This window comes from Aurantimonas sp. E1-2-R+4 (assembly GCF_036549515.1).
In the GTDB taxonomy this organism is placed as follows: Bacteria; Pseudomonadota; Alphaproteobacteria; order Rhizobiales; family Rhizobiaceae; genus Aurantimonas; species Aurantimonas coralicida_A.
Window position 1 is genome coordinate 22,645 of the sequence record NZ_JAZHLK010000032.1, and the last position, 25,706, is coordinate 48,350.

29 protein-coding genes and 1 tRNA gene are annotated in these 25,706 nt (G+C 65.7%); 18 read left to right on the plus strand and 12 right to left on the minus strand.

The annotated features are described in order from the left end of the window. Positions 1 to 68: 68 nt before the first annotated feature. Positions 69 to 1,856: a tetratricopeptide repeat protein gene (locus VQ045_RS14670; protein ID WP_331830623.1), complete on the plus strand. Its 1,788-nt coding sequence runs from the start codon at positions 69 to 71 to the stop codon at positions 1,854 to 1,856. A gap of 171 nt (positions 1,857 to 2,027) precedes the next feature. Continuing rightward, complete coding sequence (typA, locus tag VQ045_RS14675; RefSeq protein WP_327645420.1) at positions 2,028 to 3,854, plus strand: translational GTPase TypA; 1,827 nt, start codon at positions 2,028 to 2,030, stop codon at positions 3,852 to 3,854. Positions 3,855 to 3,968: 114 nt separating this feature from the next. Here the strand turns inward: typA and VQ045_RS14680 are convergent, their stop codons facing one another. After that, positions 3,969 to 5,177 (minus strand): aminotransferase class V-fold PLP-dependent enzyme, encoded by a 1,209-nt coding sequence (locus VQ045_RS14680; RefSeq protein WP_331830624.1) that lies wholly within the window; start codon positions 5,175 to 5,177, stop codon positions 3,969 to 3,971. 230 nt (positions 5,178 to 5,407) lie between these two features. Here VQ045_RS14680 and VQ045_RS14685 point away from each other — a divergent pair, with 230 nt between their 5' ends. The 4 genes from VQ045_RS14685 (at position 5,408) to VQ045_RS14700 (ending at position 7,586) form a co-directional block, all read left to right on the plus strand. Next, positions 5,408 to 5,788: a PH domain-containing protein gene (locus VQ045_RS14685; RefSeq protein ID WP_331830625.1), complete on the plus strand. Its 381-nt coding sequence runs from the start codon at positions 5,408 to 5,410 to the stop codon at positions 5,786 to 5,788. 205 nt (positions 5,789 to 5,993) lie between these two features. Beyond that, positions 5,994 to 6,503, plus strand: coding sequence for a GNAT family N-acetyltransferase (locus VQ045_RS14690; RefSeq protein WP_331830626.1), 510 nt, complete (start codon positions 5,994 to 5,996; stop codon positions 6,501 to 6,503). 184 nt (positions 6,504 to 6,687) lie between these two features. Continuing rightward, positions 6,688 to 7,224, plus strand: coding sequence for an inorganic diphosphatase (gene ppa, locus VQ045_RS14695; RefSeq protein WP_327622774.1), 537 nt, complete (start codon positions 6,688 to 6,690; stop codon positions 7,222 to 7,224). Positions 7,225 to 7,439: 215 nt separating this feature from the next. After that, entirely contained in the window at positions 7,440 to 7,586 is a 147-nt protein-coding gene (locus tag VQ045_RS14700) for a DUF1127 domain-containing protein (protein WP_327622775.1), read from the plus strand. Between the two features lie 172 nt (positions 7,587 to 7,758). Here VQ045_RS14700 and VQ045_RS14705 read toward each other — a convergent pair whose 3' ends face one another. Together VQ045_RS14705 and VQ045_RS14710 are read right to left on the minus strand one after the other, a co-directional pair. Continuing rightward, positions 7,759 to 8,070, minus strand: coding sequence for a DUF167 family protein (locus tag VQ045_RS14705; RefSeq protein WP_331830627.1), 312 nt, complete (start codon positions 8,068 to 8,070; stop codon positions 7,759 to 7,761). Between the two features lie 22 nt (positions 8,071 to 8,092). Continuing rightward, complete coding sequence (locus VQ045_RS14710) at positions 8,093 to 8,395, minus strand: YggT family protein (RefSeq protein ID WP_327622776.1); 303 nt, start codon at positions 8,393 to 8,395, stop codon at positions 8,093 to 8,095. A 154-nt stretch (positions 8,396 to 8,549) separates the two neighbouring features. On the opposite strand from VQ045_RS14710, the gene VQ045_RS14715 reads away from it, so the two are divergent. Both VQ045_RS14715 and VQ045_RS14720 read left to right on the plus strand, forming a co-directional pair. Beyond that, a tRNA-Ala gene (locus VQ045_RS14715) sits at positions 8,550 to 8,625 on the plus strand. 69 nt (positions 8,626 to 8,694) lie between these two features. Next, positions 8,695 to 9,990 (plus strand): MFS transporter, encoded by a 1,296-nt coding sequence (locus VQ045_RS14720; protein ID WP_327622777.1) that lies wholly within the window; start codon positions 8,695 to 8,697, stop codon positions 9,988 to 9,990. Between the two features lie 22 nt (positions 9,991 to 10,012). On the opposite strand, the gene VQ045_RS14725 is transcribed toward VQ045_RS14720, so the two are convergent. From VQ045_RS14725 to VQ045_RS14745, 5 genes are read right to left on the minus strand one after another with little or no spacing between them, the layout of a single operon-like run. Further along, entirely contained in the window at positions 10,013 to 10,720 is a 708-nt protein-coding gene (locus VQ045_RS14725; RefSeq protein ID WP_327622778.1) for an HAD family hydrolase, read from the minus strand. Between the two features lie 9 nt (positions 10,721 to 10,729). Further along, positions 10,730 to 11,518, minus strand: a complete 789-nt coding sequence (locus tag VQ045_RS14730) for a glutamine amidotransferase (RefSeq protein ID WP_327622779.1) — start codon at positions 11,516 to 11,518, stop codon at positions 10,730 to 10,732. After that, on the minus strand, positions 11,518 to 11,985 hold the full coding sequence (locus VQ045_RS14735) for a tellurite resistance TerB family protein (protein WP_327622780.1): 468 nt from the start codon (positions 11,983 to 11,985) through the stop codon (positions 11,518 to 11,520). Before VQ045_RS14735 ends, VQ045_RS14730 begins: the two co-directional genes overlap by 1 nt. A 36-nt stretch (positions 11,986 to 12,021) precedes the next feature. Beyond that, a complete protein-coding gene (locus tag VQ045_RS14740; RefSeq protein ID WP_331830628.1) occupies positions 12,022 to 13,683 on the minus strand; it encodes a heme biosynthesis protein HemY in 1,662 nt (553 codons plus the stop codon). A gap of 9 nt (positions 13,684 to 13,692) precedes the next feature. After that, a complete protein-coding gene (locus VQ045_RS14745; protein WP_331830629.1) occupies positions 13,693 to 14,772 on the minus strand; it encodes a COG4223 family protein in 1,080 nt (359 codons plus the stop codon). A gap of 16 nt (positions 14,773 to 14,788) precedes the next feature. Here VQ045_RS14745 and VQ045_RS14750 point away from each other — a divergent pair, with 16 nt between their 5' ends. Then, positions 14,789 to 15,691, plus strand: a complete 903-nt coding sequence (locus VQ045_RS14750; protein ID WP_331830630.1) for a hypothetical protein — start codon at positions 14,789 to 14,791, stop codon at positions 15,689 to 15,691. Here the strand turns inward: VQ045_RS14750 and VQ045_RS14755 are convergent. After that, positions 15,688 to 16,386 carry a uroporphyrinogen-III synthase gene (locus VQ045_RS14755; RefSeq protein WP_331830631.1) on the minus strand — a complete coding sequence of 233 codons (699 nt, stop codon included), beginning with the start codon at positions 16,384 to 16,386 and terminating at the stop codon, positions 15,688 to 15,690. The two genes, VQ045_RS14750 and VQ045_RS14755, sit on opposite strands and share 4 nt — an antisense overlap. 28 nt (positions 16,387 to 16,414) lie before the next feature. Further along, positions 16,415 to 17,353: a hydroxymethylbilane synthase gene (gene hemC / locus VQ045_RS14760; RefSeq protein ID WP_331830632.1), complete on the minus strand. Its 939-nt coding sequence runs from the start codon at positions 17,351 to 17,353 to the stop codon at positions 16,415 to 16,417. A gap of 159 nt (positions 17,354 to 17,512) precedes the next feature. Here hemC and tsaD point away from each other — a divergent pair, with 159 nt between their 5' ends. From tsaD to VQ045_RS14785, 5 genes are all read left to right on the plus strand, one after another. Beyond that, a complete protein-coding gene (gene tsaD, locus VQ045_RS14765; RefSeq protein ID WP_331830633.1) occupies positions 17,513 to 18,601 on the plus strand; it encodes a tRNA (adenosine(37)-N6)-threonylcarbamoyltransferase complex transferase subunit TsaD in 1,089 nt (362 codons plus the stop codon). Beyond that, on the plus strand, positions 18,598 to 19,578 hold the full coding sequence (locus VQ045_RS14770; protein ID WP_331830635.1) for an NAD(P)H-dependent glycerol-3-phosphate dehydrogenase: 981 nt from the start codon (positions 18,598 to 18,600) through the stop codon (positions 19,576 to 19,578). The genes tsaD and VQ045_RS14770 overlap by 4 nt, the downstream gene beginning before the upstream one ends. A 79-nt stretch (positions 19,579 to 19,657) precedes the next feature. After that, entirely contained in the window at positions 19,658 to 19,948 is a 291-nt protein-coding gene (locus VQ045_RS14775) for a YciI-like protein (RefSeq protein WP_331830637.1), read from the plus strand. A gap of 12 nt (positions 19,949 to 19,960) precedes the next feature. Continuing rightward, entirely contained in the window at positions 19,961 to 20,398 is a 438-nt protein-coding gene (locus VQ045_RS14780; protein WP_331830638.1) for an EVE domain-containing protein, read from the plus strand. Positions 20,399 to 20,421: 23 nt separating this feature from the next. Then, entirely contained in the window at positions 20,422 to 21,081 is a 660-nt protein-coding gene (locus tag VQ045_RS14785; RefSeq protein ID WP_331830639.1) for a class I SAM-dependent methyltransferase, read from the plus strand. A 107-nt stretch (positions 21,082 to 21,188) separates the two neighbouring features. Here VQ045_RS14785 and VQ045_RS14790 read toward each other — a convergent pair whose 3' ends face one another. After that, on the minus strand, positions 21,189 to 21,722 hold the full coding sequence (locus tag VQ045_RS14790; protein ID WP_331830640.1) for a L,D-transpeptidase family protein: 534 nt from the start codon (positions 21,720 to 21,722) through the stop codon (positions 21,189 to 21,191). Between the two features lie 124 nt (positions 21,723 to 21,846). Between VQ045_RS14790 and VQ045_RS14795 the strand changes: the two genes are divergently transcribed. Together VQ045_RS14795 and VQ045_RS14800 are read left to right on the plus strand one after the other, a co-directional pair. After that, positions 21,847 to 22,530, plus strand: coding sequence for a response regulator transcription factor (locus tag VQ045_RS14795; RefSeq protein ID WP_331830641.1), 684 nt, complete (start codon positions 21,847 to 21,849; stop codon positions 22,528 to 22,530). A gap of 249 nt (positions 22,531 to 22,779) precedes the next feature. Further along, entirely contained in the window at positions 22,780 to 23,235 is a 456-nt protein-coding gene (locus VQ045_RS14800) for a cyclic nucleotide-binding domain-containing protein (RefSeq protein ID WP_331830642.1), read from the plus strand. A gap of 53 nt (positions 23,236 to 23,288) precedes the next feature. On the opposite strand, the gene VQ045_RS14805 is transcribed toward VQ045_RS14800, so the two are convergent. Next, positions 23,289 to 24,092 carry an exodeoxyribonuclease III gene (locus VQ045_RS14805; RefSeq protein ID WP_331830643.1) on the minus strand — a complete coding sequence of 268 codons (804 nt, stop codon included), beginning with the start codon at positions 24,090 to 24,092 and terminating at the stop codon, positions 23,289 to 23,291. 179 nt (positions 24,093 to 24,271) lie between these two features. Between VQ045_RS14805 and VQ045_RS14810 the strand changes: the two genes are divergently transcribed. After that, on the plus strand, positions 24,272 to 24,799 hold the full coding sequence (locus VQ045_RS14810; protein ID WP_331830644.1) for a hypothetical protein: 528 nt from the start codon (positions 24,272 to 24,274) through the stop codon (positions 24,797 to 24,799). Between the two features lie 365 nt (positions 24,800 to 25,164). After that, complete coding sequence (locus tag VQ045_RS14815) at positions 25,165 to 25,449, plus strand: hypothetical protein (RefSeq protein ID WP_331830645.1); 285 nt, start codon at positions 25,165 to 25,167, stop codon at positions 25,447 to 25,449. The last annotated feature ends 257 nt before the right edge of the window (positions 25,450 to 25,706 follow it).

The following is a 25,706-nucleotide window of genomic DNA, read 5'->3' on the forward strand; positions in this document are numbered from 1 at the left end:
GCCGACAGACTTGTAGCGAGGCACCGCGCGATCTGGTAAATTGGTCCGTCGCAATGGGACCGACGACGATGGCCCGACCGATACGCCGCCTCGCCGCAATTTTATCGATGGATGTGGAAGGCTTTTCCGGCCTTGTCGAAGCCGACGAGGCCGCCGCCCTCCGCGCCGTCGTGCATACCTATCGCGAGCGCGTGCTCCCGACGATTGGCGAATTTGGCGGCACGGTGTTCAAGACCACCGGCGACGGCCTGCTGGCGGAATTCGCGAGCGCCGTCAGCGCGGTCAAATGGACCGCCAGCTTCCAGCGTGCGATGGCCGCGGACGAACCCGATGATGCGCCGCTGCGCGTGCGCACCGGGATCGTCATCGGCGACGTGGTGGTGTCGGACGACGACCGGTTCGGCGGGGGTGTCAACATGGCAGCGCGGGTGCAAGGGCTCTCGCCCGTCGGCGGCATGGCGATCTCGCGGGGGGTCTTCGAGTATCTGACCGGCAAGACCGATCTTTATTTCACCGACATCGGCGAGCGGGTTCTCAAGGGGCTGGCCGGCCGCCATCGGATCTGGGTGTGGGACCCGAAGATCGTCGGGGTCAGCCGCCGCAGCCCGGTCGCCGTCCCCGACCCGGCGACACACCCCTCTATCGCGGTCCTGCCCTTCGACAATTTGAGCAGCAATGCCGAGCGCGACAGCTTCATCGAGGGCATGGTCGAGGAAATCACCGCCAGCCTGTCCCGGGTCCGGGAATTCCTCGTCATTGCCCGGCACTCGGCCTACGCCTATCAGGGACGGTCACTCGACGTGCGGGCCATCGCCACCGAGCTCGGTGTCCGCTACCTGCTTGAAGGCAGCGTGCGGTTTGCCGGGGAGCGGATGCGCGTCTCGCTACGCCTCGTCGACGGCGAGACCGCCATGCAGATATGGAGCGACCGGATCGAGGCGGAGATCGCCGACGTGTTCGAGGTGCAGGACAACATCGCTGAACTGGTCTCCGGGGCGCTGCATCCGACGATCCGCCAGGCCGAGGTCGAGCGCTCCCGTCGCAAGGCGCCGGAGAGTCTCGTCGCCTACGACCTCGTCATGCGGGCGCTACCGCATTTGTGGGCGCATCGGCGGGAGGAGAACACACGTGCCATCGCGCTGCTCGGCGAAGCGCTGACGCTGGAGCCCGGCAACGGCCGGGCAGCGGCCATCTGCGCCTGGGCGCACGCCCAGCACATCGTCTACAACTGGTCGGAGGATTTTGCCGTCGAACGCGCCGCCGGACGCGCGCATCTGGAAGCCACGGCGGGACAGATCGACGACGACCCGCTGGCGCTGACCGCCGCCGCCACCGCGATCATGCTGACCGACGGCGCGCTGGACCGGGCCAACGCGCTGATCGACCGGGCGCTCGACATCGACGTCAATCATGCCTGGGCGTGGACCCGCCGGGGTTTCGCGCGCGTTTATGCCGGCCGGGCGGAGGAAGCGTTCGCCTGTTTCGAGCGCTCGATGCGGCTATCGCCCCGCGACCCCTTCAGCTTCAATTCGATCGTGGGAATGGGTCTGTCGCATTTTGCCGCTGGCCGGCCGGCGGAAGCGGCCCGCTGGACACGACGGGCGCTGGCTGAAAAGCCCGGGATGACCTGGCCGCTACGTGACCTGGCGACCTTTCTGGCGTCGGCCGGCGAGATGGAGGACGCACGCCGCGCCCTTCTGGCTTTCCTCGCGATCAGACCGGACGTCACCGCCGCCACCGTGCGGGACGCCCTACACTTCATGGAGCCGGCGCTACTCGACCGCTATGTCGGAGGCCTCCTCGCCGCGGGCCTTCGCGATGAACCGGCCCCGCCGGCGCGGCTGGTCCATGGTTGAGGCCAGGGTCGACCGCCGGCGGAAATCGTGGCGGTCGGTAAAGGCCAAGTCGCCTTTCCGGCATTGGCATCTTTCGCAATTGCACAAAATGCTGTAGGAGGGCGTCCAGATCAGCGCCGGGCGGACATTTGAGGTGTCGGCCGCGGCCTTAACTTGTTTCCGGTGACAATCATGAAGCTCCGCAACATCGCGATTATCGCGCACGTCGACCATGGCAAGACGACTCTCGTCGACAAGCTGCTGGCCCAATCCGGCTCATTCCGCGAGAACCAGCGCCAGGAAGACCGTGCGATGGACTCCAACGATCTGGAGAAGGAGCGCGGCATCACCATCCTGGCCAAGGCGACTTCGGTCGAGTGGAAGGATACCCGCATCAACATCGTCGATACGCCGGGCCACGCCGATTTCGGCGGCGAGGTGGAGCGTATCCTCAACATGGTCGATGGCGCCGTCATCCTGGTCGACGCGTCGGAAGGCCCGATGCCACAGACGAAATTCGTACTCGGCAAGGCGCTCAAGGTCGGATTGAAGCCGATCGTGGCAATCAACAAGATCGACCGCTCCGACGAGCGCCATCAGGAAGTGCTCAACGAGATCTTCGACCTGTTCGTCGCGCTCGACGCCACCGAAGAGCAGCTCGACTTCCCGGTGCTGTACGGCTCGGGCCGTGGCGGCTGGATGGCCGAGGAGCCGGAAGGCCCGCAGGACAAGGGCCTCGAGCCGCTGTTCGATTTGATCCTCAAGCATGTCCCAGAGCCGGACACCGCCAGCAAGGATGAGCCGTTCAAGATGATCGGCACGATCCTGGAGGCGAACCCCTTCCTCGGCCGGCTGATCACCGGTCGCATCCAGTCGGGCTCGATCAAGCCAAACCAAGCGGTCAAGGTGCTGCATGGCGACGGCAAGCTGCTGGAAACCGGCCGCATCTCGAAAATCCTTGCCTTCCGCGGCCTTGAGCGGGTGCCGCTCGAATTTGCCGAGGCGGGCGACATCGTCGCGATCGCCGGCCTGTCCAAGGGCACGGTCGCCGACACCTTCTGCGACCCGGCGGTCACCGAGCCGCTGCACGCGCAACCGATCGATCCGCCGACGGTGACGATGTCCTTCATCGTCAACGATTCCCCGCTCGCCGGCACCGAGGGCGACAAGGTGACGAGCCGCATCATCCGCGACCGTCTCCTGAAGGAGGCCGAAGGCAATGTCGCGCTGAAGATCGACGAGGCGGACGACAAGGATTCCTTCTACGTCTCCGGTCGCGGCGAGCTGCAGCTCGCCGTGCTGATCGAGACGATGCGCCGCGAGGGTTTCGAGCTCGGGATCTCGCGTCCGCGCGTCGTCATGAAAGAGGGCGAGAACGGCGAAACCCTGGAGCCAATCGAGGAAGTCGTCATCGACGTCGACGAGGAGCATTCCGGCATCGTCGTCCAGAAGATGAGCGAGCGCAAAGCCGAGATGATCGAGCTGCGCCCCTCCGGTGGCGACCGCCAGCGTCTGGTGTTCCACGCCCCGACGCGCGGCCTCATCGGCTATCAGTCGGAGCTGTTGACCGACACCCGCGGCACGGCGATCATGAACCGCCTGTTCCATTCCTACGCGCCCTTCAAGGGCACGCTTCCCGGCCGCAACACCGGTGTGTTGATCTCCAACGACACTGGCGAGAGCGTCGCCTTCGCCATGTTCAACCTGGAAGATCGCGGCCCGATGGTCATCGATGCCGGCGTCAAGGTCTATGCCGGCATGATTATCGGCATCCACACCCGTGAGAACGATCTGGAAGTGAACGTTCTCAAGGGCAAGAAGCTGACCAACATGCGCGCTTCCGGCAAGGACGAGGCGATCAAGCTGACGCCACCGATCCGCATGACGCTGGACCGGGCGCTGTCCTGGATTCAGGACGACGAGTTGGTCGAGGTGACGCCGAAGACGATCCGGCTGCGCAAGATCTATCTCGACTCGAACGAGCGCAAGCGCTTCGACAAGAGCCGCAAGGCGGCTTGATCGCCTGGCGCTTAAGACCAAGCGGCCCTCTATGCTGACGAAAAAACGGGTGCCTGCTCTCGCGGGCACCCGTTTTTCGTCGGCACGGCTTGGGAGGTCGCGCGATCAAACGCGTTACGCGGCCGCCACTTGCGAGCTGGCCGCCTCGGCCGCCTCGCCGCGGTAATAATTCTGCGCCGCCGCGACGCCGGATCCGAGCTCGATCCGTGCGCCGACGTCGACCAGCGCCATCTCGGCAATGCTCAGCGCGGTCAGGCACATCCCCGCATTGAGATCGCCGAGATGGCCGATACGGAACACCTTGCCCGATAATTGCGCGAGCCCGCTGCCGAATGAGGTTTCGTAGCGCTCATAGGCGATCTTGAGCACCGCGTTGGCATCGACGCCCTCCGGCACGCGAATGGCCGAGACCGTGTCCGAATACCATTGCGGCGCCACCGCCTGAAGCTTCAGCCCCATGCCGGCGACACCGCGCCGGACGCCTTCGGCCAGCCGGTGATGGCGGGCGAAGACATTGTCGAGCCCTTCCTCGAACAGCATGTCGAGCGCGACCCTTAGCCCGTGGAAGAACTGCGTCGGCGGCGTATAGGGGAAATAGCCCTGATCGTTGGTCGCGATCATGTCGGCGAAGGAGAAGTAGCACCGCTCCATCTTCGGGCGGTTGTCCCGATACGCGGCCATGGCTTTTTCCGATACCGACAGGAACGACAGTCCGGCCGGTAGCATGAAGCCCTTCTGCGAGCCGGCGACGGCCAGATCGACGCCCCATTGGTCCTGGCGAAAATCGATCGAGGCGATCGACGAGACGCCGTCGACGAAGATCAGCGCAGGGTGCGAATGGGCGTCGAGCAGCTTGCGGAGCCCGGCGATGTCCGAGGCCACGCCGGTCGCCGTTTCATTCTGGGTGGCGAAGACTGCCCTGATCTCGTGCGCCTTGTCGGCGGCGATGACGCGCTCGTATTCGTCCAATGGCACGCCGGCGCCCCATTGGACGTCGATCGCCGTCACGTCGAGGCCGAGGCGGATCGCCATATCCACCCACAGATGCGAGAACTGGCCGAAGCGCGACATCAGCACCTTGTCGCCGCGCGCGAGCGTGTTCTGGATAGCCGCCTCCCAGGCGCCCGTCCCCGAGGAGGGGTACATGAAAACGCGGCCGTCCTTGTTTTGAAAGACCTTCTTCAGGTCGCGGAACAGCGGCAAGGTCAGTTCGGGCAAGTCCGGGGAGCGCTGATCCTCCATCGGCACGTTCATGGCGCGACGGACGCGCTCGGGAACGTTGGTCGGGCCGGGGATGAACAGATGTCGGATACCGTGCTTCAAGATGACCTCCCATAAACCGGGATCGCGTGCGTTCGCACACGTCTTCGCCGGTTTTTCTCGATCGTACCCCTCCCTCCCCTATAGACATACTTTCAAATTCTGTCGTCGGCGTAAGCTTTTCTTATCCATCATCGGCGGATGTCGGCACCCTCGACGCACGGTTGTGGACAGCGGGCGCGGGATCGCTATCCAGTCACCCAAGATAACGACAACGAAAAGCGAGCGGGGAAATGGGTCTTCTTTCCGGTATCATGGGACTGACCAGCGACGCCGATATCGACGAGGTGCGGAGCGACCTCGACCCGATTCTGCTGGCTGACGAAGACGTTGATTTGGCGTTTCGAGTCGTCCGCGATCTGTTCGTGTTCACCGATCTTCGCCTGATCATCGTCGACAAGCAGGGCATGACCGGCCGCAAACGGCATATCCAAACGATCCCCTATCGCTCGATCACCATGTTCGCGATCGAGACGGCCGGCAATTTCGACGCCGATTCCGAACTGACGCTGTGGATGAGCGGACAGCCGCCGCTGTTGCGTCAATTATCGCGCCGCGCCGACATCGCCGGTATCCAGCGCGCTCTGGCGCACGGGGTCCTCGACCGAAAGTGAGGCGCTCTCCAATCGGTCATTCGAGTCAGTGCTGTCGTCCGCCGCGATAGGTCGGACGCCTCCTCCGCCAAACTCAAAAAGCCGGGGACAAACCGGGCGACCGCGTCGGCAACGCCGCGGCCCGATTGATGTTCGCGGACGATCAGCGGAAATATGAACCGGCGAACGAGACGGATCGGTCGAGACGGTTTATGGTTAATATCCGATGAACACGATTGTCGCCGAAACTCGCTTAGCCGAACCGCGTGACACCGCGGCGCTGGCGGCGGTGCATGAGGCGGCATGGCGCGGCGCCTATGCCGGCTTGATCCCCCACCATAGTCTCTCCCGGATGATCGGGCGGCGTCACCAAGCCTGGTGGGCACGGGCGATCCGCGGCGGTGCGGCGATCCTGGTGGTCGAGTTCGCCGGCGAAACGATCGGCTATGCCACGCTCGGGGACAACCGGGCCGAGGCGATCAAGGCCGAGGGCGAGATCTACGAACTCTACATCCGACCGGAATATCAGGGGCTGGGCTTCGGCGGGCGCCTGTTCAAGGCGGCCAGAGGCCTGCTGGCCGACCGCCGCCTGACCGGTCTGGTGGTCTGGGCGCTCGCGGACAATCACCAGGCCCTCGACTTCTATGCGCGGCTCGGCGGCGCCGATGTCGCCGAGGGCAGCGAAGTGTTCGAGGGCCGAAACCTCGGCAAGATCGCTTTCGTCTGGCCCCGATAACGGGCGCAAGGCGATCGCACGGGTTTGTTGCACCGCCCTCCGGGAGCGGCTAGAGCATCGGGCAACCCCCAAGGCGCCTCAGATCGAGATTTCCCCGCGCTTTGGCAAGCCAATCCCGGCGTTCACGCCGTCGGTACCCCTGAGGCGCCGACCGGCCGGCCCGAGACCGTGAAGAGGACAGATCATGCGCATCGATGCGATCGCCATCGGCAACACCCCCCCCGACGATATCAACGTCATCATCGAGGTGCCGCTGGGCGGCCATCCGATCAAATACGAGATGGACAAGGAGGCCGGTTGCCTCGTCGTCGACCGGTTCCTCTACACGCCGATGACCTATCCGGGGAATTACGGCTTCGTTCCGCATACACTGTCCGACGATGGCGATCCGATCGACGTCCTGATCTGCAACACCCGCCCGCTGTTTCCCGGCTGCGTCATCAACTGCCGGCCGATCGGCGTTCTGGTCATGGAAGACAACAAGGGCCAGGACGAGAAGATCATCGCCGTGCCCTCGCCGCACATCACCCGCCGTTTCGAGATGGTCACGGAATACAAGGACCTGCCGGAGATCACCCTGCAGCAGGTCGAGCATTTCTTCGAGCACTACAAGGATCTGGAACCCGGCAAGTGGGTGAAGATCGGCGATTGGGGCGATAGCGACAAGGCGCGCACCCTGATCACGGAAGCCATCGAACGCGAGAAGCAGACCAAGGCCTAAGCGAAACCGGGCGGGCGGCGCGCGAGCGCCGCTCGCATAGCCGCAACCTTCCGCGAACAAAGTATGCCCATTTCATGAACGATTGATATCCGGTAAACAGCCGGGTGCCTTTGTCATGCGCAGTTTGCACACGAGATTTGCAATTTAATGCCCTGCTCTTGTGCAACGCAATATACTATGTCTGGGTCATCGCAACGACCTGTCTGGACAGAACCATGTTTCGCCATCTCACCAGCCGCCTGCAGGCTTACCGCAACCAGCGCAACGACATTCGCCAGTTGTCCATGATGGACGACCGCGCCCTGTCCGACATCGGCGTAGGCCGTGCCGACATCGCGCGCGCTGTTCGCTTCGGCCGCTAATGCGGCGTGCGTCCTTTCGGACGCACAAAGGACGCTGTAACGCTTTGATCGAGCATCGGACCGCTACGCCTTCCGGGCCGGCGATCCGACGAGATACCGCTTGAGCGCCGCCGCCGTGAACAACGGACGGGCGGCGTTTTTGCGTCCGCAGTACGATGGGGATGGTGATCCTTCAGAGTGCCTCAAGCGCGTCGACCAGCACCAGCAGATCGCCCTCGATCCGCAATGTCTTCGCGCGTGATGTGTGACCGGCGACCACGGTAACGGCCGATTTCGGCACCCCAAGATGTTTCGCCAGCATGGCCGTCAACGCCTTGTTCGCCTTGCCGTCCTCCGGCACCGCCCGGACCCGGGCGCGTAGATGCAAACGCCCTTCCGCACCCGCTTCCCGTCCGTCGATTCGGTCGACCGAGGATTTCGGCGTCAGCCTGACCTGCACGAGCACGCCGTCATCGACGACGCGCCAGAGGCCCGGCTCGGCCACAGCCGACAGTCGCGCGACCGGCTCAGACGCCGACGCTGTAAATCGCCGGGTTGACATAATAGACCAGCAGATACTGCAGGAACATGATCCCGAACAGCACGACCAGCGGCGACAGGTCGATGCCGCCGAGATCGGGCAGCACCTTGCGGATGCGCCGATAGACCGGCTCGGTCAGCTGCCACAGGAAGCGCCCAACCGAATCGACGAAGGGGTTGCCCGGATTGACGATGTTGAAGGCGTAGAGCCAGGAGAGGATCGCCGATGCGATGACGATCCACCAATACAGGTTGAGCGCCTGATAAAGAACATAGGTGACTGCGAGCATGAATATCCGGACCTTTGCGACGACGTGCCCCGATGTAGCCATCGCCCCTTGAAATCGCAAGCCGGCGACGGCGGCGCCAAGTCACGACGGCGCCGCCGATTGCCCGTTGACACCGCCGAGCCCCGCACCCTATATCGCGAACGCAATGGTGGACGGGGCTGTAGCTCAGTTGGGAGAGCGCGTCGTTCGCAATGACGAGGTCAGCGGTTCGATCCCGCTCAGCTCCACCAGCCAGTCTCATGCTTGTCCAGGACGCCCCGTAAGCCTGGTATGACGCGCCCGACGGTTCGGGCTGAGCCATGGCAGGTGCGGTCGTGACCCAGGACGTGGAAGCCGAGGCCGGCGCGCAACCCGCCTCCGACGGGAGCGCCATTCCGGATGACGACCGCTTCGCCGCCTTCCGCAATCCCCGCTTCCTGCGCTACTGGCTCGCCCGCTTTTTCTCCACCTTCGCCATCCAGATCGTCATCGTGTCGGTCGGCTGGCAGATCTACGATCTGACCCGCAACCCGCTGGATCTCGGCATTATCGGCCTTTGCCAGTTCCTGCCTGCGCTTCTTCTGGTTCTCGTCACGGGGGCGGCGGCCGACCGGTTTTCGCGGCGGCTGATCATGGGACTGGCCATTTTTGTCGAGGCGATCGGGGCACTCGCCCTGCTACTGCTGACGTGGCACGGCCTCGCCTCGCCGCTGCCGGTCTTCGCCGTCCTCGTCGGCTTCGGTATCGCCCGCGCCTTCTTCGGCCCGTCCTCGCAGTCACTCGTGGTCAATCTCGTGACCCGGCAGGAACTCGCCAACGCCATTGCCTGGAACTCCTCCTCCTGGCAGATCGCGGCGATCGTCGGCCCGGTCGCCGGCGGCCTCCTCTACGGCGTCTCGCCGCTCGCCGCCTATGCCACCGGCCTCGCGCTCTTTCTCGGCGCCGCGACGCTGGTGATGTCGATCCGCGCGCCCGCCCGCAAGCGCGTTTCCGAGCCGGCGAGCTTTGAGACCGTCGTCGCCGGATTCCGCTACATCTGGTCGGAAAAAGTGGTGCTCGGTGCCATCTCGCTCGACCTCTTCGCGGTGCTCATGGGCGGCGCAGTGGCGCTGATGCCGGTCTATGCCCGCGACGTGCTGGAGGTCGGCCCCTGGGGCCTTGGCTTATTGCGCGCCGCGCCCGGCATCGGCGCCGTCGCCATGGCGGTCTGGCTGGCCGCCCATCCCGTCAAGGACAATGCCGGCGCGATCATGTTCGCCTTTGTCGGCCTGTTCGGCGCCTTCACGGTGGTCTTCGGCCTCGCCACCGTCCCCTGGCTGGCGATCGTCGCGCTCGTGCTGATGGGCGCCTCCGACATGATCAGCGTCTATGTCCGCGAGACCTTGCTGCAGCTGTGGACGCCGGACGCGGTGCGCGGCCGGGTCAACGCCGTCAACATGGTGTTCCTTGGCGCCTCCAACGAACTCGGCGAATTCCGCGCCGGGGTCATGGCGTTCTGGATCGGCGCGGTGCCGGCCGTGGTCGTAGGCGGTGCCGCGACCGTGGGCGTCACCGGCCTCTGGGCCTGGATGTTTCCGGAACTCCGCCAGGTTCGCCATCTCGCCGGACGGGACTGACACCTCTGCCCGCCGAAGAGGTTCAGCCGAGCGCCCCAATCAGCCCCGCCACTTCGCCGAGCCGCTCGATGCGGCGAAAGCGCGGGTCGTCCGCCGGCGCCTCGGCGCGTTCCAGCGCCCAGGTCAGATCATGCGGCACGTGCACGCCGTAGCTGCCCGCGGCGAGCGCCGGCAGGACGTCCGATTTCAGCGAATTGCCGACCATCATCGCCCGCGCCGGCCCGTCGCCGTGGCGCGCGAAAATCCGTTCGTAGGTCGCCGCCGATTTGTCGCTGACGATCTCGACCGCGTCGAAGAAATCGCCGAGTCCGGAGGCGGCGAGCTTCCTTTCCTGGTCGAACAGATCGCCCTTGGTGATCAGCACCAGCCGGTAGCGCCCGGCGAGCGCTTCCAGCGTCTCCTGAGCCTCCGGCAGCGTCTCGACCGGATGCTCCAGCATCTCCCGGCCGGCGTCGATGATCTGGCGCACGATCGCCGGCGAGGCGTTGTCGCCAGTGACATCAAGAGCGGTCTCGATCATCGACAGGACAAAGCCTTTGATACCGAAGCCGTAACGGGCAAGGTTGCGGCGTTCGGCATCGAGCAGCCGGCTGGACACGACCTCACCCGTCGCATGGTCCGCGAGCATCTCGCGAAACCGAGCCTCGGTCAGCTGGAAGAACCGTTCATTGTGCCAGAGCGTGTCGTCGGCATCGAAGCCGATGGTGGTGAGCGTCGTGCTGGATGGCATGATCCGGTCTCACTCCTCCACCCGCGCCCCGAAAATCCTGGCGAGGAATTCTTCCAGCCAGCGCCGGATCGGCGCGTCGTAGATCGCCCGCCCGTCGAAGTGCTGACGCCGCCCCTGCGCGCCCGGCAGCTTCAGCCGTTCATGCCCGCGCGTCGTCCAGCGGTGCATCATGGCGAGCGTCAGTTCGGCATGGAACTGCACCCCGTAGGCGGCCTTGCCATAGCTGAACGCCTGGTTCGGATACCAGTCGCCCTTGGCCAGACGTTTCGCGCCATGCGGCAGGTCGAAGCCCTCCCGATGCCATTGATAGACCATGTCCGGCCAGTGTGGCATCAGCATCCGCCCCTCGGTGGTCGGCTGGATCGGGTAATAGCCGACCTCGGCAAAACCATGCGGATGGCTGGCGATCGGTGCACCAAGATGCTTGGCGAGCATCTGCGCGCCGAGGCAGATACCGAGAAACGGTCGCTCCTCGGCCAATGGCACCTTGAGCCAATCGATCTCCCGAATGAGATGCGCATCGGTATCGTTGGCGCTGGGCGGCCCGCCGAAGACGATGGCGCCGCCATGCCCATCCAGGGTCTCCGGCAGGGGATCGCCCATCACCGGCCGGCGGATGTCGAGCGTGACGCCGTGCGCCTCAAGCAATTGCCCGACGCGGCCGGGTGTCGAGCTTTCCTGATGCAGGACGACCAGTATTGGCCGCCGGTCCGCGCCGTCGAGACTGTAGCGGTGTTCCGCCGCCGCATGACGGACCGTTTCGGCAGCATCCTGTTCGCGCTTGTCGTAATAGGCCATCAGTCGGAAAGCCCGCTCCTGTCCGCCGCCTCCCGCTTCATCAACATCCGGTCCCGCGTCGAAACCCCGAGAAGGTCGGAAATGCGCCAGATCAGATTGTCCTCGAGTTCATGCACCTCGCCGTCGGCGTAGGTTACCTCCCACAGCATCTCGACGAAACGAACCCGGTGCTCCGCCTCCAGCCGCGCATTGAGGACCGAGGTGAACTGATAGAGATCGACGGCCCCGGCATCCGCCTCGCGACCGGCCTCGGCTATCCTGTCGGTCTCGGTCGGGTCGAGCTGGAACTCTTGCGCCAGCACCGCCCGCATTTTTTTCCGCTCGTCGTCCGTGACGATGCCGTCGGCGCCGATGATGTGGAACAAAAGCGCTGCGGTCGCGACCCGTAAATCGTCAGCGCCCGCCGCATCTCGCGCCGTCTCGTCTCTGCCGATCGTCTGCACGAAGTCCCGAAACGCCTCGAACATCATCTCACGCCGCGCCCGGTTGATGGATCGACTCGGTCAAGCGAAGCGAGCCTCCTTGCGGTCCTCGCTGGTCGGGGCCGCGTTGCTTTCCGCAGGCTTGTCGCCATCCGACTTGTTCTTGCCGCCGGCGGAGGCATCCCCGGCCTTCGCGGGTTCCGGCTTGGATTGGGCGGGCATACCGTTTGCCGACGGTTTTTCGGTCTTTTGCGGACCGCTGTCCGTCGCCGCAGCGCTCGGCTGTTTGGGCGCGGAAGCTGAGCCGTCTCCGCCCTTCCCGGCCTCGATCGACGTGGCCAGTGCGTCCACCGCCTTGTCGGTGCGCTTCGGCTCGGCCGCCGGAATTTCGGTCACTTCGATGGTCTGGGCATCGCGGCCCGCATCGGCTTCGATGAGCCGGCCTTCGCCACCCATGTGCTCGACCGGCACCTTCCAGCGGAAGGCATCCAGCCGCCCGGTGACCGGTGATGTCGGCGCCCAGACCCTCGACACATAGCCGTCGGCGGTCCAGGCCGGATCGCGCTCCGCGCGGATTGCCTTGGCCAACCATTCGCGCACCCGGCCCACCTCGCCGGTGTCTTCTTCCTCAATGTCGGCAAGCAGCAGGTAACCGCTTTCGCGCGGTTCCGCCTCAACCGCCGCGAGCGCCGACTTGCGCGCCAACGCGAAGTCGCCAGCGTCGAGCGCGGCGCGGGCGAGACACATCTCCGCCTCGAAATTGCCGGGACGAAGACCGTGCAGCTTGCGCGCTCGCTTCAGACGGTCCTCGGCGGAGTCGCCGGGCCGCGCGCGTACATAAGCCTCGGCGATGTCCGGATGGGGGGCGTGCGTCCAGCTGGATTCAAGGATCTTGGCGCCGCGCCGAAGGTCGCCGAGCCGGAATAGCGCTTCCGCCGCCACCAGGGCGGCTGGGGTCAGCTCAGGCGCGAGCTTCTGCGCCTCGATGCCGGCGGCCTTGGCGGCCGACGGATCGCTTTCGGCGACGGTCATCGCCTTGGCGGTCAGAAGCACTGCGCGCAGCCGCTTGGATTCGTCCCGGTCGATCAGGCGGGTATTCTTCTGCGCCTCGAGAATATCGAGCGCCCCGTCCCACTCGCCGGCAAGCGACTTGGCTTCCAGAACGGCACCGCCGGCCCAGGGCACATGCGGCGCGATCCGCACCGCTCGCTCGGCATAATGGCGGGCCGCACCCTCGTCACCGACGCGCTCGGCCTCCAGGAACAGGCCGCGCAGCGCGAGCAAGCGCGTCTCGGGGTCGCGCTCCATCTGCTCGAAGGCGCCCCGCGCCCGCGCGTGGTCTCCCTCGATCATCGCCGTCTGGGCGTCAAGGAAGCGAATCAGCGGCTCCTTGCGTGTGTCCAGCAGCTTTTCGCTGCGCTTGGTCATACGCCGCGCCTCGATCGCGTCGCCAGCACCGGCGGCCAGGATGCCGGCCGACAGCGCATGGTAGCCGCGATCGCGCTTGCGGGTGCTCCACCAGCTGCCGATAGCGCCCGGCGTCTTGAAGAAGGCCCCGACCAGCCAGAGGACGAGGAGAATTGCGGCGATCAGCGCACCGAGCGCGATCAGGAACATCATCAGGCTGGTTTCGACATTCTGCCCCTGCCAGACGAAGGTCACTTGGCCGGGATTGTCCGCCAGCCAGGAAAAACCGATGCCGGCGGCCAAAACGATGAGAAAGAAGGCGAGGATTCGCAGCATGTTAATTCCTTAGCCCTGGTTGGCTTGGCCGGTCGGCTGGTCAGCCGGTGGCTGGCTATCGGCTCCGCCCGCCGGCGCCGGGGCAAGCGCCGAGGACAGCGCCTCGGCAACGACGCGGTCCGCCGTTAGCCGCGCCGCCACGCGGCTCGCGAAGTCTTGGCTGACGTCCTGTCCCGCCTGGGGCAGCGTCTGCCATTCGGATTGCCATCCGGCGAGGTCGCCACTCTCGATGGCCGCGTTAAGCCGCGAGAGCACGGCATCCGGCCCCTTGGCTTCCGCCGGGGCGGGGCCGGCAGGTCGCACCTGGACGAGGGAGCGCAACCCCGACAGCAGTTGCTCCTGCACCGGCGCGTCGGGCTGCGCTGGCCGCAGGCTTTCGGCGATCTTGTCCTCGACCGCCGGCCACTCGGCGGCCAATGCCTGCTTCGACGGCACGCCGTCGGCCGCGAACGCCCGCAAATCCTCGGTCGCGGCGCCGGCGCCCGTGGCCTCGGCATAGGTTTCGAGCTGGCTCATGAACGGCCCGCCTTGGTCGATGGCGGATTTCAAATTCGCCGCCGCAAGCGCCCCGTCAGCGCGGCGGTTGTTCGCTTCCATTCCGGCGATCCGGCTCTCGAACTGGGCGGCGGCCTCATCGACCTTCGCGCTTGCCTGCTCCGCAGCCTGTTGCGTCGCCGTTGCGGCCTCATTGGCCTGCGTCGCCGATTGCTGCGCGGCGGTCGCGGCCTGTTGCGCCGCGTTAGCGGTCTCTTGCGCGGCTGCGGCGGTCTCTTGCGCAGCCGTGGCGGTCTGTTGTGCCGCCACCGCGGTCTCGCCGGCCTGCTGCAGTCCCGCGGTCGCCTCCGCTCCGGCGGTGGACGCGGAGGTTTCGAGCGTCTCGATCCGCTGACCGAGCGCCGTCAATTGTTCCGCCGCCGCGCCATTTTCAGCCGGTGCGGCGGGCGCGCTTTGCACCTGGTCGCGCAAGGCTGCGACCTCGCCGCTCAAAGCATCGAGCTGTTCGGCGCTTGCCGCAACTTCGCCGGTCTCCTGCACGCCGCCGAGCGCGGGCAGATAGCCGCCCGCCTGCAACGCCGCCGCGCCACCCAAAGCCAGGATCGCTCCGATGATGCCGGCTGCCAGAGCGCCGCCGAAGCCGGTCCCAGAAGAGCTGGCCGGCGCGGCGCTTCTCGAAGAGCCGGTGCCCGTCGCGGGCGACGCCGGCGGCCGCGCGGGCGCGGTCGAGGCCGACGTGGCCGTCGTGGCGGACGTGCTTGCGGGATTCGACGAAGGCCGGCTCGTGTCAGTAGGCCCGGACTTGATGGCAGACGAGGGCGCCGCCAGGGACGACGGCGTCGTCTTGGCGTCGCCGGACTTTGCGTTCGAAGCGCTCGTGCTCGTAGTGGCCATGCCCGGCTTGGTCGCTGCGCTGGGCGAGGCGACGGGAGGCTTCCCGCCTCCGACGACGGGCGGCGACCCCGCTGGCGTAGCGGGCACCGATCCCGGCGCGCCGCTGGCTACGGCCGGCTTGGCGGATGACGATGCAAGCGCTCCGCCCGTCGCAGCCCCGGCCTTGACGTCCTCTTTCGTAGACGGCGTGGACGCGGCCGACGCACTGGGCGCCGGCTTCGCGTCGCTTGGCTTGGACGGTGCCGAGGCCGCCGCGCTCGACACGACGGGCGATGTCGCGCCAGCTCGCTCTGCGGACGCCGGAACGGTCGGCTGCGCCGTCGTCGTCGCAGGCGTACTGGTGCCGCCGCCCGATGTCGCCACGGTCTGTGCCTCGGTATTCGTTGTCTTGTCGCCGTCAGTCACAGTGCTCTTTTCCGCTTTGAGATCGATCGTTTGCCCACGCGTCTGCTTCGGCTTCGACCGCCGGGGACGGTTGGTCATCGCGTTTGCTCCATTCCTGCTGGCTCCGCGCGTGGAATCGCCCGTTTCGCGCGCCGCACTCAATCGAGGCGTATTCGTCCTTCATTCGTGCGGGCCGTGCAAGCATCGTCTCGTTCCAACGATCAAACTAGGTTAGTCGATGCATTCGAAAAGCGAAGCAAGCCGGGCATCGGAAGAAATTATCGCATCGCGGCGAAGCGCGGGCGACAGCGCCTCGGCGATTCGCCGCGACAGAGCGAGAATGGCGGGCATCGGCTGGAACAGCTTCGGCAGCCGTGCGGCGAGCCCGCAAAATGCCTCCGCCTGCCCCGCAGAAAGCACGAGTACGGCGTCCGGCGCCGCGCCGCCGAGCACGGAAGCGACCGTCGCTTCGTCCGGCGCGAGGCGGACCATCTCATAGACCTCCCAGACGGCATAGGGGATCGCCGCCGCATTAAATGCCTCCTCCAGCGTGCCGGTCCGCGTTTTGCCCGCAGCGTAAAGCAGCGCGGTCTCGACGGAAAGACCGGCGGCATCGGCGAGGCGTGCGATGTCGGGCGCTGTCCCGCCGGCAACCCGCACGTCTGGAAAGCCCGCCTCGCGCGCCGCCTTGCCAGTTCGCTCGCCGACCGCGAAGACCGGCCGCGGGTCGGCGGGAAAATGCCGGGCGAGGGCGGGCACGGCCCGGGCGCTGGTGACGGCGAAGCCGGTGAACGCTCCCTGCGGCGGCCGTTGGTCGAGCGGCCGCGCCGCTTCCAGCGGCAGGATCAGTGGCTGGTGGCCCCGCGCCTCGAGCGCTTCGGCGGTGCGCCTCGCCTCGTCGCGCTCGCGCAGGATCAGGACGCGCGCCATCGCGGACCTAGCGTTCGCTCGCGGCCGTTCACGTCGCCCAGCCGTCGAAGAAGCCGGGTCCGGCCGCCTCAAGGACGTCGCGCCCGGCCAGCCGCCCGATGGCCTCGGCATCCGCAACGACGCCGCTGCGCCGGGTTTCGTGCATCCCGACGCCATCCGGCGTCAGGATCATGCCGTGCAGGGTCAGCGTGCCGTCGTCATGGCGCGTCGCATGGGCGGCGATCGGCGTCCGGCAGGAACCGTCGAGCGCGGCAAGGAAGGCGCGCTCGGCCGTCAATGCGTCGGTCGTCTCGCGATGTCCGATCGCCGCGACCAGCGTATCGATCCTTGCATCGCCGATCCGGCTTTCGATGCAGATCGCGCCCTGACCCGGCGCCGGCGGAAACGCCTCAACGTCGAGAATGTCGGTCGCGACATGGCTCATGTCCATGCGATTGAGCCCGGCGAGCGCCAGCAGCGTCGCGTCGACCTGGCCTTCCCCGAGCTTGCGCAGCCGGCTTTGAACGTTGCCGCGAAAATTGACGACGTTGAGATCCGGCCGCAGCCGCTTCAACAGCGCCTGGCGCCGCAGCGAGGCGGAGCCGACCGTCGCGCCCTGCGGCAGATCGGCGATCGTGCGGCCGCTTCGCCCGATGAAGGCGTCGCGCACGTCCTCACGCGGCAGGAACGCCGATATCCTCAGGCCGTCCGGAATCGCTGTCGCCATGTCCTTGGACGAATGGGCGGCGAGATCGATCCGATCCTCCAGCAGCGCGGCCTCGATCTCCTTGGTGAACAGGCCCTTGCCGCCGACCTCCGACAGCGGCCGATCGAGAATGCGATCGCCGGAGGTCGAAATCACCGCGATCGCGAAAGCGTCCTCGGGCAGATCATGGGCGGCCATCAGCCGCGCCCGCACCTCGCTGGCCTGGGCCAACGCCAGTTGGCTGCCACGTGTCCCGATGCGGATAATGTCGTTCGTCCCCATAGATGCCCCTGTCGTTGCATCGCCCCGGCGTCGGCCGGCATGATCGTGCCCTTGCATAGGGGATCGGTCCCGCCGAAATCAATGGCAGCGGCGAGCCGGCGGCGGCGCTCTTCCATCTTGCGGCGAAGGCGGTAGAAGAACCGCTCGAAAGGAAGCCCCATGAATGGCACGCTGATCCTCGGCATCGAGACGAGCTGCGACGAGACCGCCGCGTCCATCGTCGGCCGCGACGCGTCGGGCGCACCGGCGATCCTGTCGAACGTCGTTCTGTCCCAGGTCGAGGAGCACGCCGCGTTCGGCGGCGTCGTGCCCGAGATTGCCGCGCGCGCCCATGTCGAGGCGCTCGACGGCATCGTTCGGGCGGCGATGGCGGATGCGAACACAGGCTTCGGCGATCTGTCCGCGGTCGCCGCCACCGCCGGCCCCGGCCTGGTCGGCGGCCTGATCGTCGGCGCAATGACCGGCAAGGCGATCGCCGCGGCCAGAGGCCTGCCCTTCATCGCGGTGAATCACCTCGAAGGTCACGCTCTCACCCCGCGGCTGACCGACCGCCTCGCCTACCCTTACCTCCTGCTGCTGGTCTCGGGCGGGCACAGCCAGATCGTCCTGGTCCGGGCGTTGGGCGATTACGAGCGGTGGGGAACGACGATCGACGACGCGCTGGGCGAGGCCTTCGACAAGACGGCGAAGCTGTTGCGGCTTCCCCATCCCGGCGGCCCGAATGTCGAGCGGACGGCCGAAGGCGGCGACCCGAAGCGATTCGCCTTGCCCCGACCGCTGAAGGGCGAAGCCCGGCTCGACTTTTCCTTCTCCGGCCTCAAGACCGCGGTGCGGCTCGCCGCCGAGGCCGCCTCGCCCCTGTCGAGCAAGGACGTCGCCGATCTCTGCGCCAGCTTCCAGGCGGCCGCCGCCGACAGTCTCGGCGATCGCATTGGCCGGGCGCTGGCACGGTTTCGCGAAAGCTTTCCAGAGCTTGCCGATCCCGTCCTCGCGGTGGCCGGCGGCGTCGCGGCCAATCGCACGATCCGCACCGCGCTGGAGGCAGAAGCCGCCAAGGCGGGCGTGCGGCTGGTGGCGCCGCCGCCGGCGCTGTGCACCGACAACGCCGCGATGATCGCCTATGCCGGGCTGGAGCGCTTCGAGGCCGGGCTCCTCGACGGGCTCGACGCCCCGGTGCGTTCACGCTGGCCGCTCGACGAAAAGTCGCAGCCGATGGTCGGCTTCGGCCGGCGCGGAGCCAAGGCATGACGCGCTTCGCGATCGTCGGCGGCGGCGCCTGGGGCACGGCGCTCGGTTGTCTCTACGCTCGCGCCGGACATCGCACGATGCTTTATGCCCGCGACGCGGAGACCGTGGCTGCTATCAACCGCGCGCATCGCAACGCACGCTATCTCCCGGATATCGGCCTCCCCGACAGCCTCGCCGCGACCAGCGACCCGGCCGAGGCGCTCGCCGGCGCCGACATCGTGCTCTTCGTCGTCCCGGCTCAGTCGCTGAGCGTCGCGACGGCCGAGCTGGATGGCTTGGTTCCGCCCGGTGCGCTGGCCGTGCTCTGCGCCAAGGGAATCGAGCGCGGCACCGGCCGCTTCGCCTCGCAAATCTTCTCGCAAGCCCAGCCCGCCCAGCCGCTCGCGGTGCTCTCCGGCCCGAGCTTCGCCGCCGATGTCGCGCGCGGCCTGCCGACGGCCGTCACCATCGCCGCCGGCGAGCCTGCCCTCGCCGACCGCGCCGCGCGGCTTCTGTCGACCGAGACCTTCCGCTGCTATGCCGCCAGCGACGTCGTCGGCGTCGAGGCCGGTGGCGCGTTGAAGAACGTCCTGGCGCTCGCCGCCGGGGCGGTGGTCGGCCGCGGCCTCGGCGCCTCGGCGCAGGCCGCGATCATCACCCGCGGCTTCGTCGAGTTGCGCCGCCTCGGCGCCGCCTTCGGCGGCCAGCCGGAGACGCTGATGGGCCTGTCCGGTCTCGGCGATCTCGTGCTGACCTGCTCCAGCCCGCAATCGCGCAATTTCGCCTATGGAATGGCCCTTGGTCGGGGCGACGACCGCTCCGGGCTGAAACTCGCCGAAGGCGTCTTCACCGCCGAAATCGCCGCCCGCCTGGCGCACGACCTTGGCATCGACGCGCCGATCATCGCGACCGTTGCGGCGATCCTGTCGAGCGAACTCGATGTCGACGCCGCCGTGCAGTCGCTGCTCGCGCGACCCTTGAAGCGCGAATTCGATTGAAACCCGCACGGAGACCCTTACCCTTCGCCGCGTTCGCCAGCTCGGACCAACTCAACTCACGCCGATCACAGGATTTTTTATGCTCTACGCCCTTCTTTGCGACGACAAGCCGGATTCGCTGCAGCTTCGCCTCGATAACCGCCCGGCGCATCTGGAATTTCTGAACGGCCTCGGCGACGCGCTGAAATTCGCCGGTCCGTTCCTCGACGGGAATGACAAGCCCTGCGGCAGCCTCGTCGTCATCGAGGCGGACAGTCTGGGCGCGGCCCAATCGATCGCCGCCGACGACCCCTATGCCAAGGCCGGGCTGTTCGACAATGTCGCGGTTCGCCCCTGGAACTGGGCGATCAAGAACCCGGCGGCGGCTTAAGGCGAGGCGGACATGCGTTATTGGCTGTTCAAATCCGAGCCCAACAAATGGTCCTTCGACCACCAGAAAAAGGCCGGCGCCAAGGGCCAGGAATGGGATGGGGTCCGCAATTACCAGGCGCGCAACTTCATGCGTGACATGAAGATCGGAGACCGCGGCTTCTTCTACCATTCCAACGAGGGCAAGGAAGTCGTCGGCATCGTCGAGGTCGTCGCCGAGGCCCATCCGGATTCAACGACCGAGGACGCCCGATGGGAGTGCGTCGACATCAAGGCGCTGATGGACATGCCGGAGCCCGTCTCCCTCGATGCCGTCAAGGCGGAGCCCAAGCTGAAAGACATGGTGCTGGTCAACAATTCGCGGCTCTCCGTCCAGCCGGTCGAGCCATCGGAGTTCCGGCTGATCTGCGAGATGGGCGGGCTCGATCCCGGCACCGCGATGACGGGCTGAGCCGCAGCCGCGGGGGCTCCAAAATGCTGAAGCCCGACGATCGCGATTTCGAAGTCTTCGTCCTCGCCAACACGGCGGTGTTTTGCCCGCCGCATGTGCCGGAAATCCGGCTGCGGCTGGCCGACGAGGCGCATGACCTCTGGCTGAAGACCGAGGAAGAACTCGAGGCAATCTGCCTGTCGCCGCCGTTCTGGGCGTTTGCCTGGGCCGGCGGCCAGGCGCTCGCCCGCTTCCTCCTCGACCATCCCGAGCAGATCGCCGGGCGCCGGGTCGTCGACTTCGCCACCGGTTCCGGCCTCGTCGCCATCGCCGCCGTCAAGGCCGGCGCGGCCTTGACGGCGATCGACGTCGACCCGTTCTGCCGGACCGCCGTCCGGCTCAACGCCGCGCTCAACGGCGTCGACCTTCCATTCGACGACCGCGACCCCGTCGGCGGTCCGCTCGACGCGGACATCCTGCTCGCCGGGGACGTCTTCTACGACGCCGCCATGGCCGCCGCCGTGGCGCCCTGGTTCGATCGCCTCGCTCGCGACGGCCTGACCGTCCTCGTCGGCGATCCGGGCCGTCGCTACCTGCCGGCCGATCGCGTCGAACATCTCGCCACTTACGCGGTGCCGGTGACCCGCGCGTTGGAAGACGCGGAGGTCAAGCGCACCACCGTCTGGCGGTGGCGCGCGGACTGACGAAACAGGCGCCCGACGTCGCCGCCACGTCCTTCTCCCCCTGCTGAGGTTCGAGCGAAGCGAGCCGCGACGGGCGAGGGAGAAGCCGATAGTCACCGGCCTCGCGCTCAACGCTGAACGATCAATCGCGTCCCCGGCCCCAGCAGTGGCGCGAGCCGCAGCATGTCCTTCGACGCCACCGCGACGCAGCCTTCGGTCGGCGGGAAGCCTTCCCTGGCGATGTGGAGAAAGATCGCGCTGCCGCGATAGCGGGCGCGGGTGCTAATATTCCAGTCGAGCACGACGACGAAATCGTAGAGCCGATCGGCCCGGGCGAGGCTTTCGGCGCTTGCGGAAAACGGCGAGCGGACATGGCGGTTGTAGGCGGGATGGGCCGGCGCGTCGCACCACAGATCGACCCCCTGCCGCACACCGCGAATCGGCAACAGCGCCGCCGGCCGCGCCATCCGACCTTGCCGATGCCAAGCCGACAGCAGCCGCATCGAGGCCACGGGGGTGGCGCCGTCGCCCTCGCGTTTAAAGATCGTCGTGCCGGTACGGCCCAGCGCGCAGGGAATGCGCAGGGAGCCGGCCGCGAGAAGGCCGCGCGTTCCCGATCCGGGGGCTCGGCGCACCATGATCACGCTATTTTTTCCCATCATTTGCCTTTTTTTCCTGACTTTCCTTGCAATCGGCCCATTTGTCGTCACGAATTGTTACAAGCTCGGATGTGCGCCGCCCCTTCTTACGGCCATCCTTGAGACAAGAACCGAACGGCTGAATCGCATGACCGCACGCAGCATCCTCATCGTCGACGACGACGACGACCTCCGGCAGACCCTCGCCGAGCAGCTTTCGCTGCACGAGGAGTTCGCCGTGCTGCAAGAGCCCACAGCGACGAAAGGAATCAATACGGCCAGAGCCGGACTGATCGATCTCGTGGTCATGGATGTCGGCCTGCCCGACATGGACGGACGCGAGGCCGTCAAGGTTCTGCGCAAGGGCGGCTTCAAGGCGCCGATCATCATCCTGACCGGCCAGAATACCGATTCCGACACGATTCTCGGGCTCGAGGCCGGCGCCAACGATTATGTTATCAAGCCCTTCCGTTTCGCGGTGCTGCTCGCCCGTATCCGCGCGCAATTGCGCCAGCACGAACAGAGCGAGGATGCCACCTTCCAGGTCGGTCCTTACGTCTTCAAGCCGAGCCAGAAACTGCTGCTCGACGAGAAGGGCGGCAAGATCCGCCTGACCGAGAAGGAGACGGCGATCATCCGCTATCTCTACCGCGCCGACCGCCGGGTCATCACACGGGACGTTCTCCTGGAGGAGGTCTGGGGCTACAATTCGGGCGTCACCACCCATACGCTCGAAACCCATGTCTATCGCCTGCGCCAGAAGATCGAGCCCGATCCGTCAAACGCCCGGATACTGGTCACGGAGTCCGGCGGCTACAAGCTCGTCCCCTAAGCCGCTTCAGCGATCTCGCAATGTCCCTCGTTTCTTCTTGTGCCGGGTCGAGGGGCATCGCCTCGCGCTATAGACTTGCGGTTTCGTTTCGCTTTCTCTCTACCCTTCATTAAAAGGCTCCGTTAACGGTGGCGCAGGAACAGCCGAGCGATCACGGCCAACCCGACCGCCGGGAAAAACCGCGCATCGGACGCTGGATCAAGGCCATCAAGGCCGCGACGCAGGCTAGGAAAACGGTACTCCGACGAGATGAGCCTTGAAAGCGACATCGCGATCCTTAGAAACGTGCCGCTGTTCGAAGGCTTGGCGAGCGACCAATTGCGTCTCCTCGCCTTCGGGGCCGAGCGCCGGCGCCTGGCCGCCGGGGAAATCGTCTTTCGCCAGGATGCGCAGGCGGATGCCGGTTTCGTCATTGCCTCCGGCACTGTTGCGCTCGCTCGGCAAGGAGGCAGCCAACAGAAGATCGTCGGGGTGTATGGACCGGGGACGCTGCTCGGCGAACTCGCATTGATCACCGCGACCACCCGGCCTGCCAACGCCAAGGCGGAGACCGATTGCGAACTGCTCAGGATAACCCGGTCGCTGTTTCGGCGCATGCTGGAGGAATACCCCGAATACGCCGCCGGCCTGCATGAACGGCTGAAGGTTCAGTTCGCCGACATGACCCGGCAGATCCTCGCGCTCGAGGAACGGTTCTCAGGATAGATGTCGCGGACCCTGCGAGACGATCGCCCGCCGCCGCATGGCCGAGCGATTTGTCACAACATGAAGGTCGCGGTCACCGGGACATGGTCCGACGGGCGCTCCCAGCCTCTCGCGTCGCTGAGCACATCGATGGCGGAAAGCGCCGGCGCGAGATCGGCCGACCCCCAGACATGGTCGAGCCGCCGGCCGCGGTTCGACGTCGCCCAGTCCTTGGCGCGGTAGCTCCACCAGGTGAACACCGTCTCCTCCATCGGGATGTGATGGCGCATCAGGTCGACCCATTTGCCGTCGTCGCGCGCCCTCAGCAGCCCCTCGCATTCGATCGGCGTGTGCGACACCACTTTCAAAAGCTGCTTGTGCGACCACACGTCGGTCTCGAACGGCGCGATGTTGAGATCGCCGACAAGCAACGACGAGACGCCCGGCTCCGCCTCGGCGCCGATCAGCCGCATCTCCTCGATGAAATCGAGCTTGTGGCGGAATTTCGGATTGATCGCCGGGTCCGGCTCGTCCCCGCCGGCGGGGACGTAGAAATTATGCACCCGGACGCGGCGCTCGCCGACCCTCAGCCGTGTCGACAAGTGCCTCGCGTCGCCGATGGCGCAGAAATCCTGCCGGACGATGTCGTCGAAAGGCTGTCTCGAGACGGTCGCGACGCCGTGATAGCCTTTCTGTCCGTGGATCGCGATATGCGGGTAGCCGAGCGCCCGAAACGCCTTTTCGGGAAACTGGTCGTTCGGGCATTTGGTTTCCTGCAGGCACAAGACGTCCGGCGCGGTCTCCTTCAGGAAGCGCTCGACGAGCGGCATGCGCAGCCGCACGGAGTTGATGTTCCAGGTGGCGATCTTGAAGGACATGGGCGCTGGGTTCCGGATTGAAGGACGGAACGGGCATATGTGGCCGGCCGCCGGCTCGCAAGCTTTTGCGAGCCGCGATTTGCCGCACTGGATGCGCGAAGCGGTTTCGCAAGCGGCCAGATCCATAACCGCAGCTCTTCCCGTGGGCCGCAGCGAGTCTGGCGCTGCCGTCAGCGACAATGCAGGCCGCAGTGGAATTTGACGGCGAAGGCAACCTGACCATAGGTTTGCCACATAATGACAGAAATGATCCGGCCTTTCCGAAAGCGGACCGCCTTATGACCATTTCCACCTGCAGTTTCGGCCGGCCCTGCTCGAACCGCCACTTCGGCTGGGCTGCATTTGGAAGAATTTCCTTTCTTGTTCTCTTCCTGTCCCTGAATGCCGGGCAGTTCGCGGAAGCGGCCCCCTCACCGATTCCAGACAGTCCCAGCTTGGCCCTACGTTCGAACGGACATGTGGCGCCGGGAGGTACTTCTGCGAAGAAAGCGCCCGGCTCTTCGGCTGAACAGCGCCTTGCCCTGACGCCTCCGAACCCGGACCGGCCTTTTAGGGCGAGGACCTGCGTCGAGGCGCTGACCCGCCTGCGCGAGGCGGCCAGGGGAAGCCCGCTGATCGACCCCCAGGAAAACCAGGCCGTCCTGATGAAGGCGATCGACCAAGCGATTGCCGTTTGCTCGAAGGAAATCTGCCGAAAACGCAATTAGTATATTGCGCACTGCACGCAACGAAAAATACATTTTAATAGACATCGGAACAAATGCGCGATATGCCTTTAGGGCATTATCGGCATTTTGCTTGATGATTGGAGGGGCTCCGATGGGACACTATTGGTTGATCCGCCCGCGCGGTGACTGGCGCCTTGGTCTCGTCATCACTGTCGGAGACGGCGGCACGACCGTTCCTCAGATCTATCCCAACGGCCGTCCTCTTTCGAGAGTGACCCCTTACGTTGCGGTGGGCGGTTAGAATGAAAACAGAACCGACAATCATAATTTCAATATATTTCTTGTCAATACTTATGACGACGAGTGCGGGCCAATCTTACAGCCAAAGTACGGATATTATAACCATGGCCAAATCGCCTCCCATGAGTTCTGACAGCGCAAGCCCAACGACACAGGCTGCACCCGCCCGGGACGGCAACATCGCCATCAGTGAAGAATTTGACATGGCGGTCGAGCAAGGCACAGCGGAAGCCTATGATCTGTTTATAAAGCGCCATCCAGATCATCCTCTAACAGTGGAAGCGCGAAGGCGGCTGAATATTATGAATAATGGCAATGCGAACCGTTCGATTTTGGGAATAATATTACGTGGCAAAGAAATTAAAGGCTCAGATGGAGAGAAGCAATGAGTGGGACGGGGCATACAACCAAATCTGTCACATCAACAACCGACCAGACTATTAATGGTGTGTTGAGCGGCGTTGCGTGGGGTGACGCCACAATTTATTATTCGTTCCCGACAACCAGCGGCGAATACGCATATACCGGTGAGCCTGAGTGTCGGTCCACAAAGAAGTTGAATGATATGAATCGTTTGTGATTCCATGCTGTTGATTTGATTCGACGAGGGCATGGAAGCGATGTGGACGAAAGCAAACCGCGGGAA

What these genes read in the sequence shown, in the direction of transcription:
- VQ045_RS14670 (WP_331830623.1), top strand. Translation starts at nt 69, where the DNA reads ATGGCCCGACCGATACGCCGCCTCGCCGCAATTTTATCGATGGATGTG.
- typA (WP_327645420.1), top strand. Translation starts at nt 2,028, where the DNA reads ATGAAGCTCCGCAACATCGCGATTATCGCGCACGTCGACCATGGCAAG.
- VQ045_RS14685 (WP_331830625.1), top strand. Translation starts at nt 5,408, where the DNA reads ATGGGTCTTCTTTCCGGTATCATGGGACTGACCAGCGACGCCGATATC.
- VQ045_RS14690 (WP_331830626.1), top strand. Translation starts at nt 5,994, where the DNA reads ATGAACACGATTGTCGCCGAAACTCGCTTAGCCGAACCGCGTGACACC.
- ppa (WP_327622774.1), top strand. Translation starts at nt 6,688, where the DNA reads ATGCGCATCGATGCGATCGCCATCGGCAACACCCCCCCCGACGATATC.
- VQ045_RS14700 (WP_327622775.1), top strand. Translation starts at nt 7,440, where the DNA reads ATGTTTCGCCATCTCACCAGCCGCCTGCAGGCTTACCGCAACCAGCGC.
- VQ045_RS14710 (WP_327622776.1), bottom strand. Translation starts at nt 8,395, where the DNA reads ATGCTCGCAGTCACCTATGTTCTTTATCAGGCGCTCAACCTGTATTGG.
- VQ045_RS14720 (WP_327622777.1), top strand. Translation starts at nt 8,695, where the DNA reads ATGGCAGGTGCGGTCGTGACCCAGGACGTGGAAGCCGAGGCCGGCGCG.
- VQ045_RS14725 (WP_327622778.1), bottom strand. Translation starts at nt 10,720, where the DNA reads ATGCCATCCAGCACGACGCTCACCACCATCGGCTTCGATGCCGACGAC.
- VQ045_RS14730 (WP_327622779.1), bottom strand. Translation starts at nt 11,518, where the DNA reads ATGGCCTATTACGACAAGCGCGAACAGGATGCTGCCGAAACGGTCCGT.
- VQ045_RS14735 (WP_327622780.1), bottom strand. Translation starts at nt 11,985, where the DNA reads ATGTTCGAGGCGTTTCGGGACTTCGTGCAGACGATCGGCAGAGACGAG.
- VQ045_RS14740 (WP_331830628.1), bottom strand. Translation starts at nt 13,683, where the DNA reads ATGCTGCGAATCCTCGCCTTCTTTCTCATCGTTTTGGCCGCCGGCATC.
- VQ045_RS14750 (WP_331830630.1), top strand. Translation starts at nt 14,789, where the DNA reads ATGATGCCGGCTGCCAGAGCGCCGCCGAAGCCGGTCCCAGAAGAGCTG.
- VQ045_RS14755 (WP_331830631.1), bottom strand. Translation starts at nt 16,386, where the DNA reads ATGGCGCGCGTCCTGATCCTGCGCGAGCGCGACGAGGCGAGGCGCACC.
- hemC (WP_331830632.1), bottom strand. Translation starts at nt 17,353, where the DNA reads ATGGGGACGAACGACATTATCCGCATCGGGACACGTGGCAGCCAACTG.
- tsaD (WP_331830633.1), top strand. Translation starts at nt 17,513, where the DNA reads ATGAATGGCACGCTGATCCTCGGCATCGAGACGAGCTGCGACGAGACC.
- VQ045_RS14770 (WP_331830635.1), top strand. Translation starts at nt 18,598, where the DNA reads ATGACGCGCTTCGCGATCGTCGGCGGCGGCGCCTGGGGCACGGCGCTC.
- VQ045_RS14775 (WP_331830637.1), top strand. Translation starts at nt 19,658, where the DNA reads ATGCTCTACGCCCTTCTTTGCGACGACAAGCCGGATTCGCTGCAGCTT.
- VQ045_RS14780 (WP_331830638.1), top strand. Translation starts at nt 19,961, where the DNA reads ATGCGTTATTGGCTGTTCAAATCCGAGCCCAACAAATGGTCCTTCGAC.
- VQ045_RS14785 (WP_331830639.1), top strand. Translation starts at nt 20,422, where the DNA reads ATGCTGAAGCCCGACGATCGCGATTTCGAAGTCTTCGTCCTCGCCAAC.
- VQ045_RS14790 (WP_331830640.1), bottom strand. Translation starts at nt 21,722, where the DNA reads ATGATGGGAAAAAATAGCGTGATCATGGTGCGCCGAGCCCCCGGATCG.
- VQ045_RS14795 (WP_331830641.1), top strand. Translation starts at nt 21,847, where the DNA reads ATGACCGCACGCAGCATCCTCATCGTCGACGACGACGACGACCTCCGG.
- VQ045_RS14800 (WP_331830642.1), top strand. Translation starts at nt 22,780, where the DNA reads ATGAGCCTTGAAAGCGACATCGCGATCCTTAGAAACGTGCCGCTGTTC.
- VQ045_RS14805 (WP_331830643.1), bottom strand. Translation starts at nt 24,092, where the DNA reads ATGTCCTTCAAGATCGCCACCTGGAACATCAACTCCGTGCGGCTGCGC.
- VQ045_RS14810 (WP_331830644.1), top strand. Translation starts at nt 24,272, where the DNA reads ATGCAGGCCGCAGTGGAATTTGACGGCGAAGGCAACCTGACCATAGGT.
- VQ045_RS14815 (WP_331830645.1), top strand. Translation starts at nt 25,165, where the DNA reads ATGGCCAAATCGCCTCCCATGAGTTCTGACAGCGCAAGCCCAACGACA.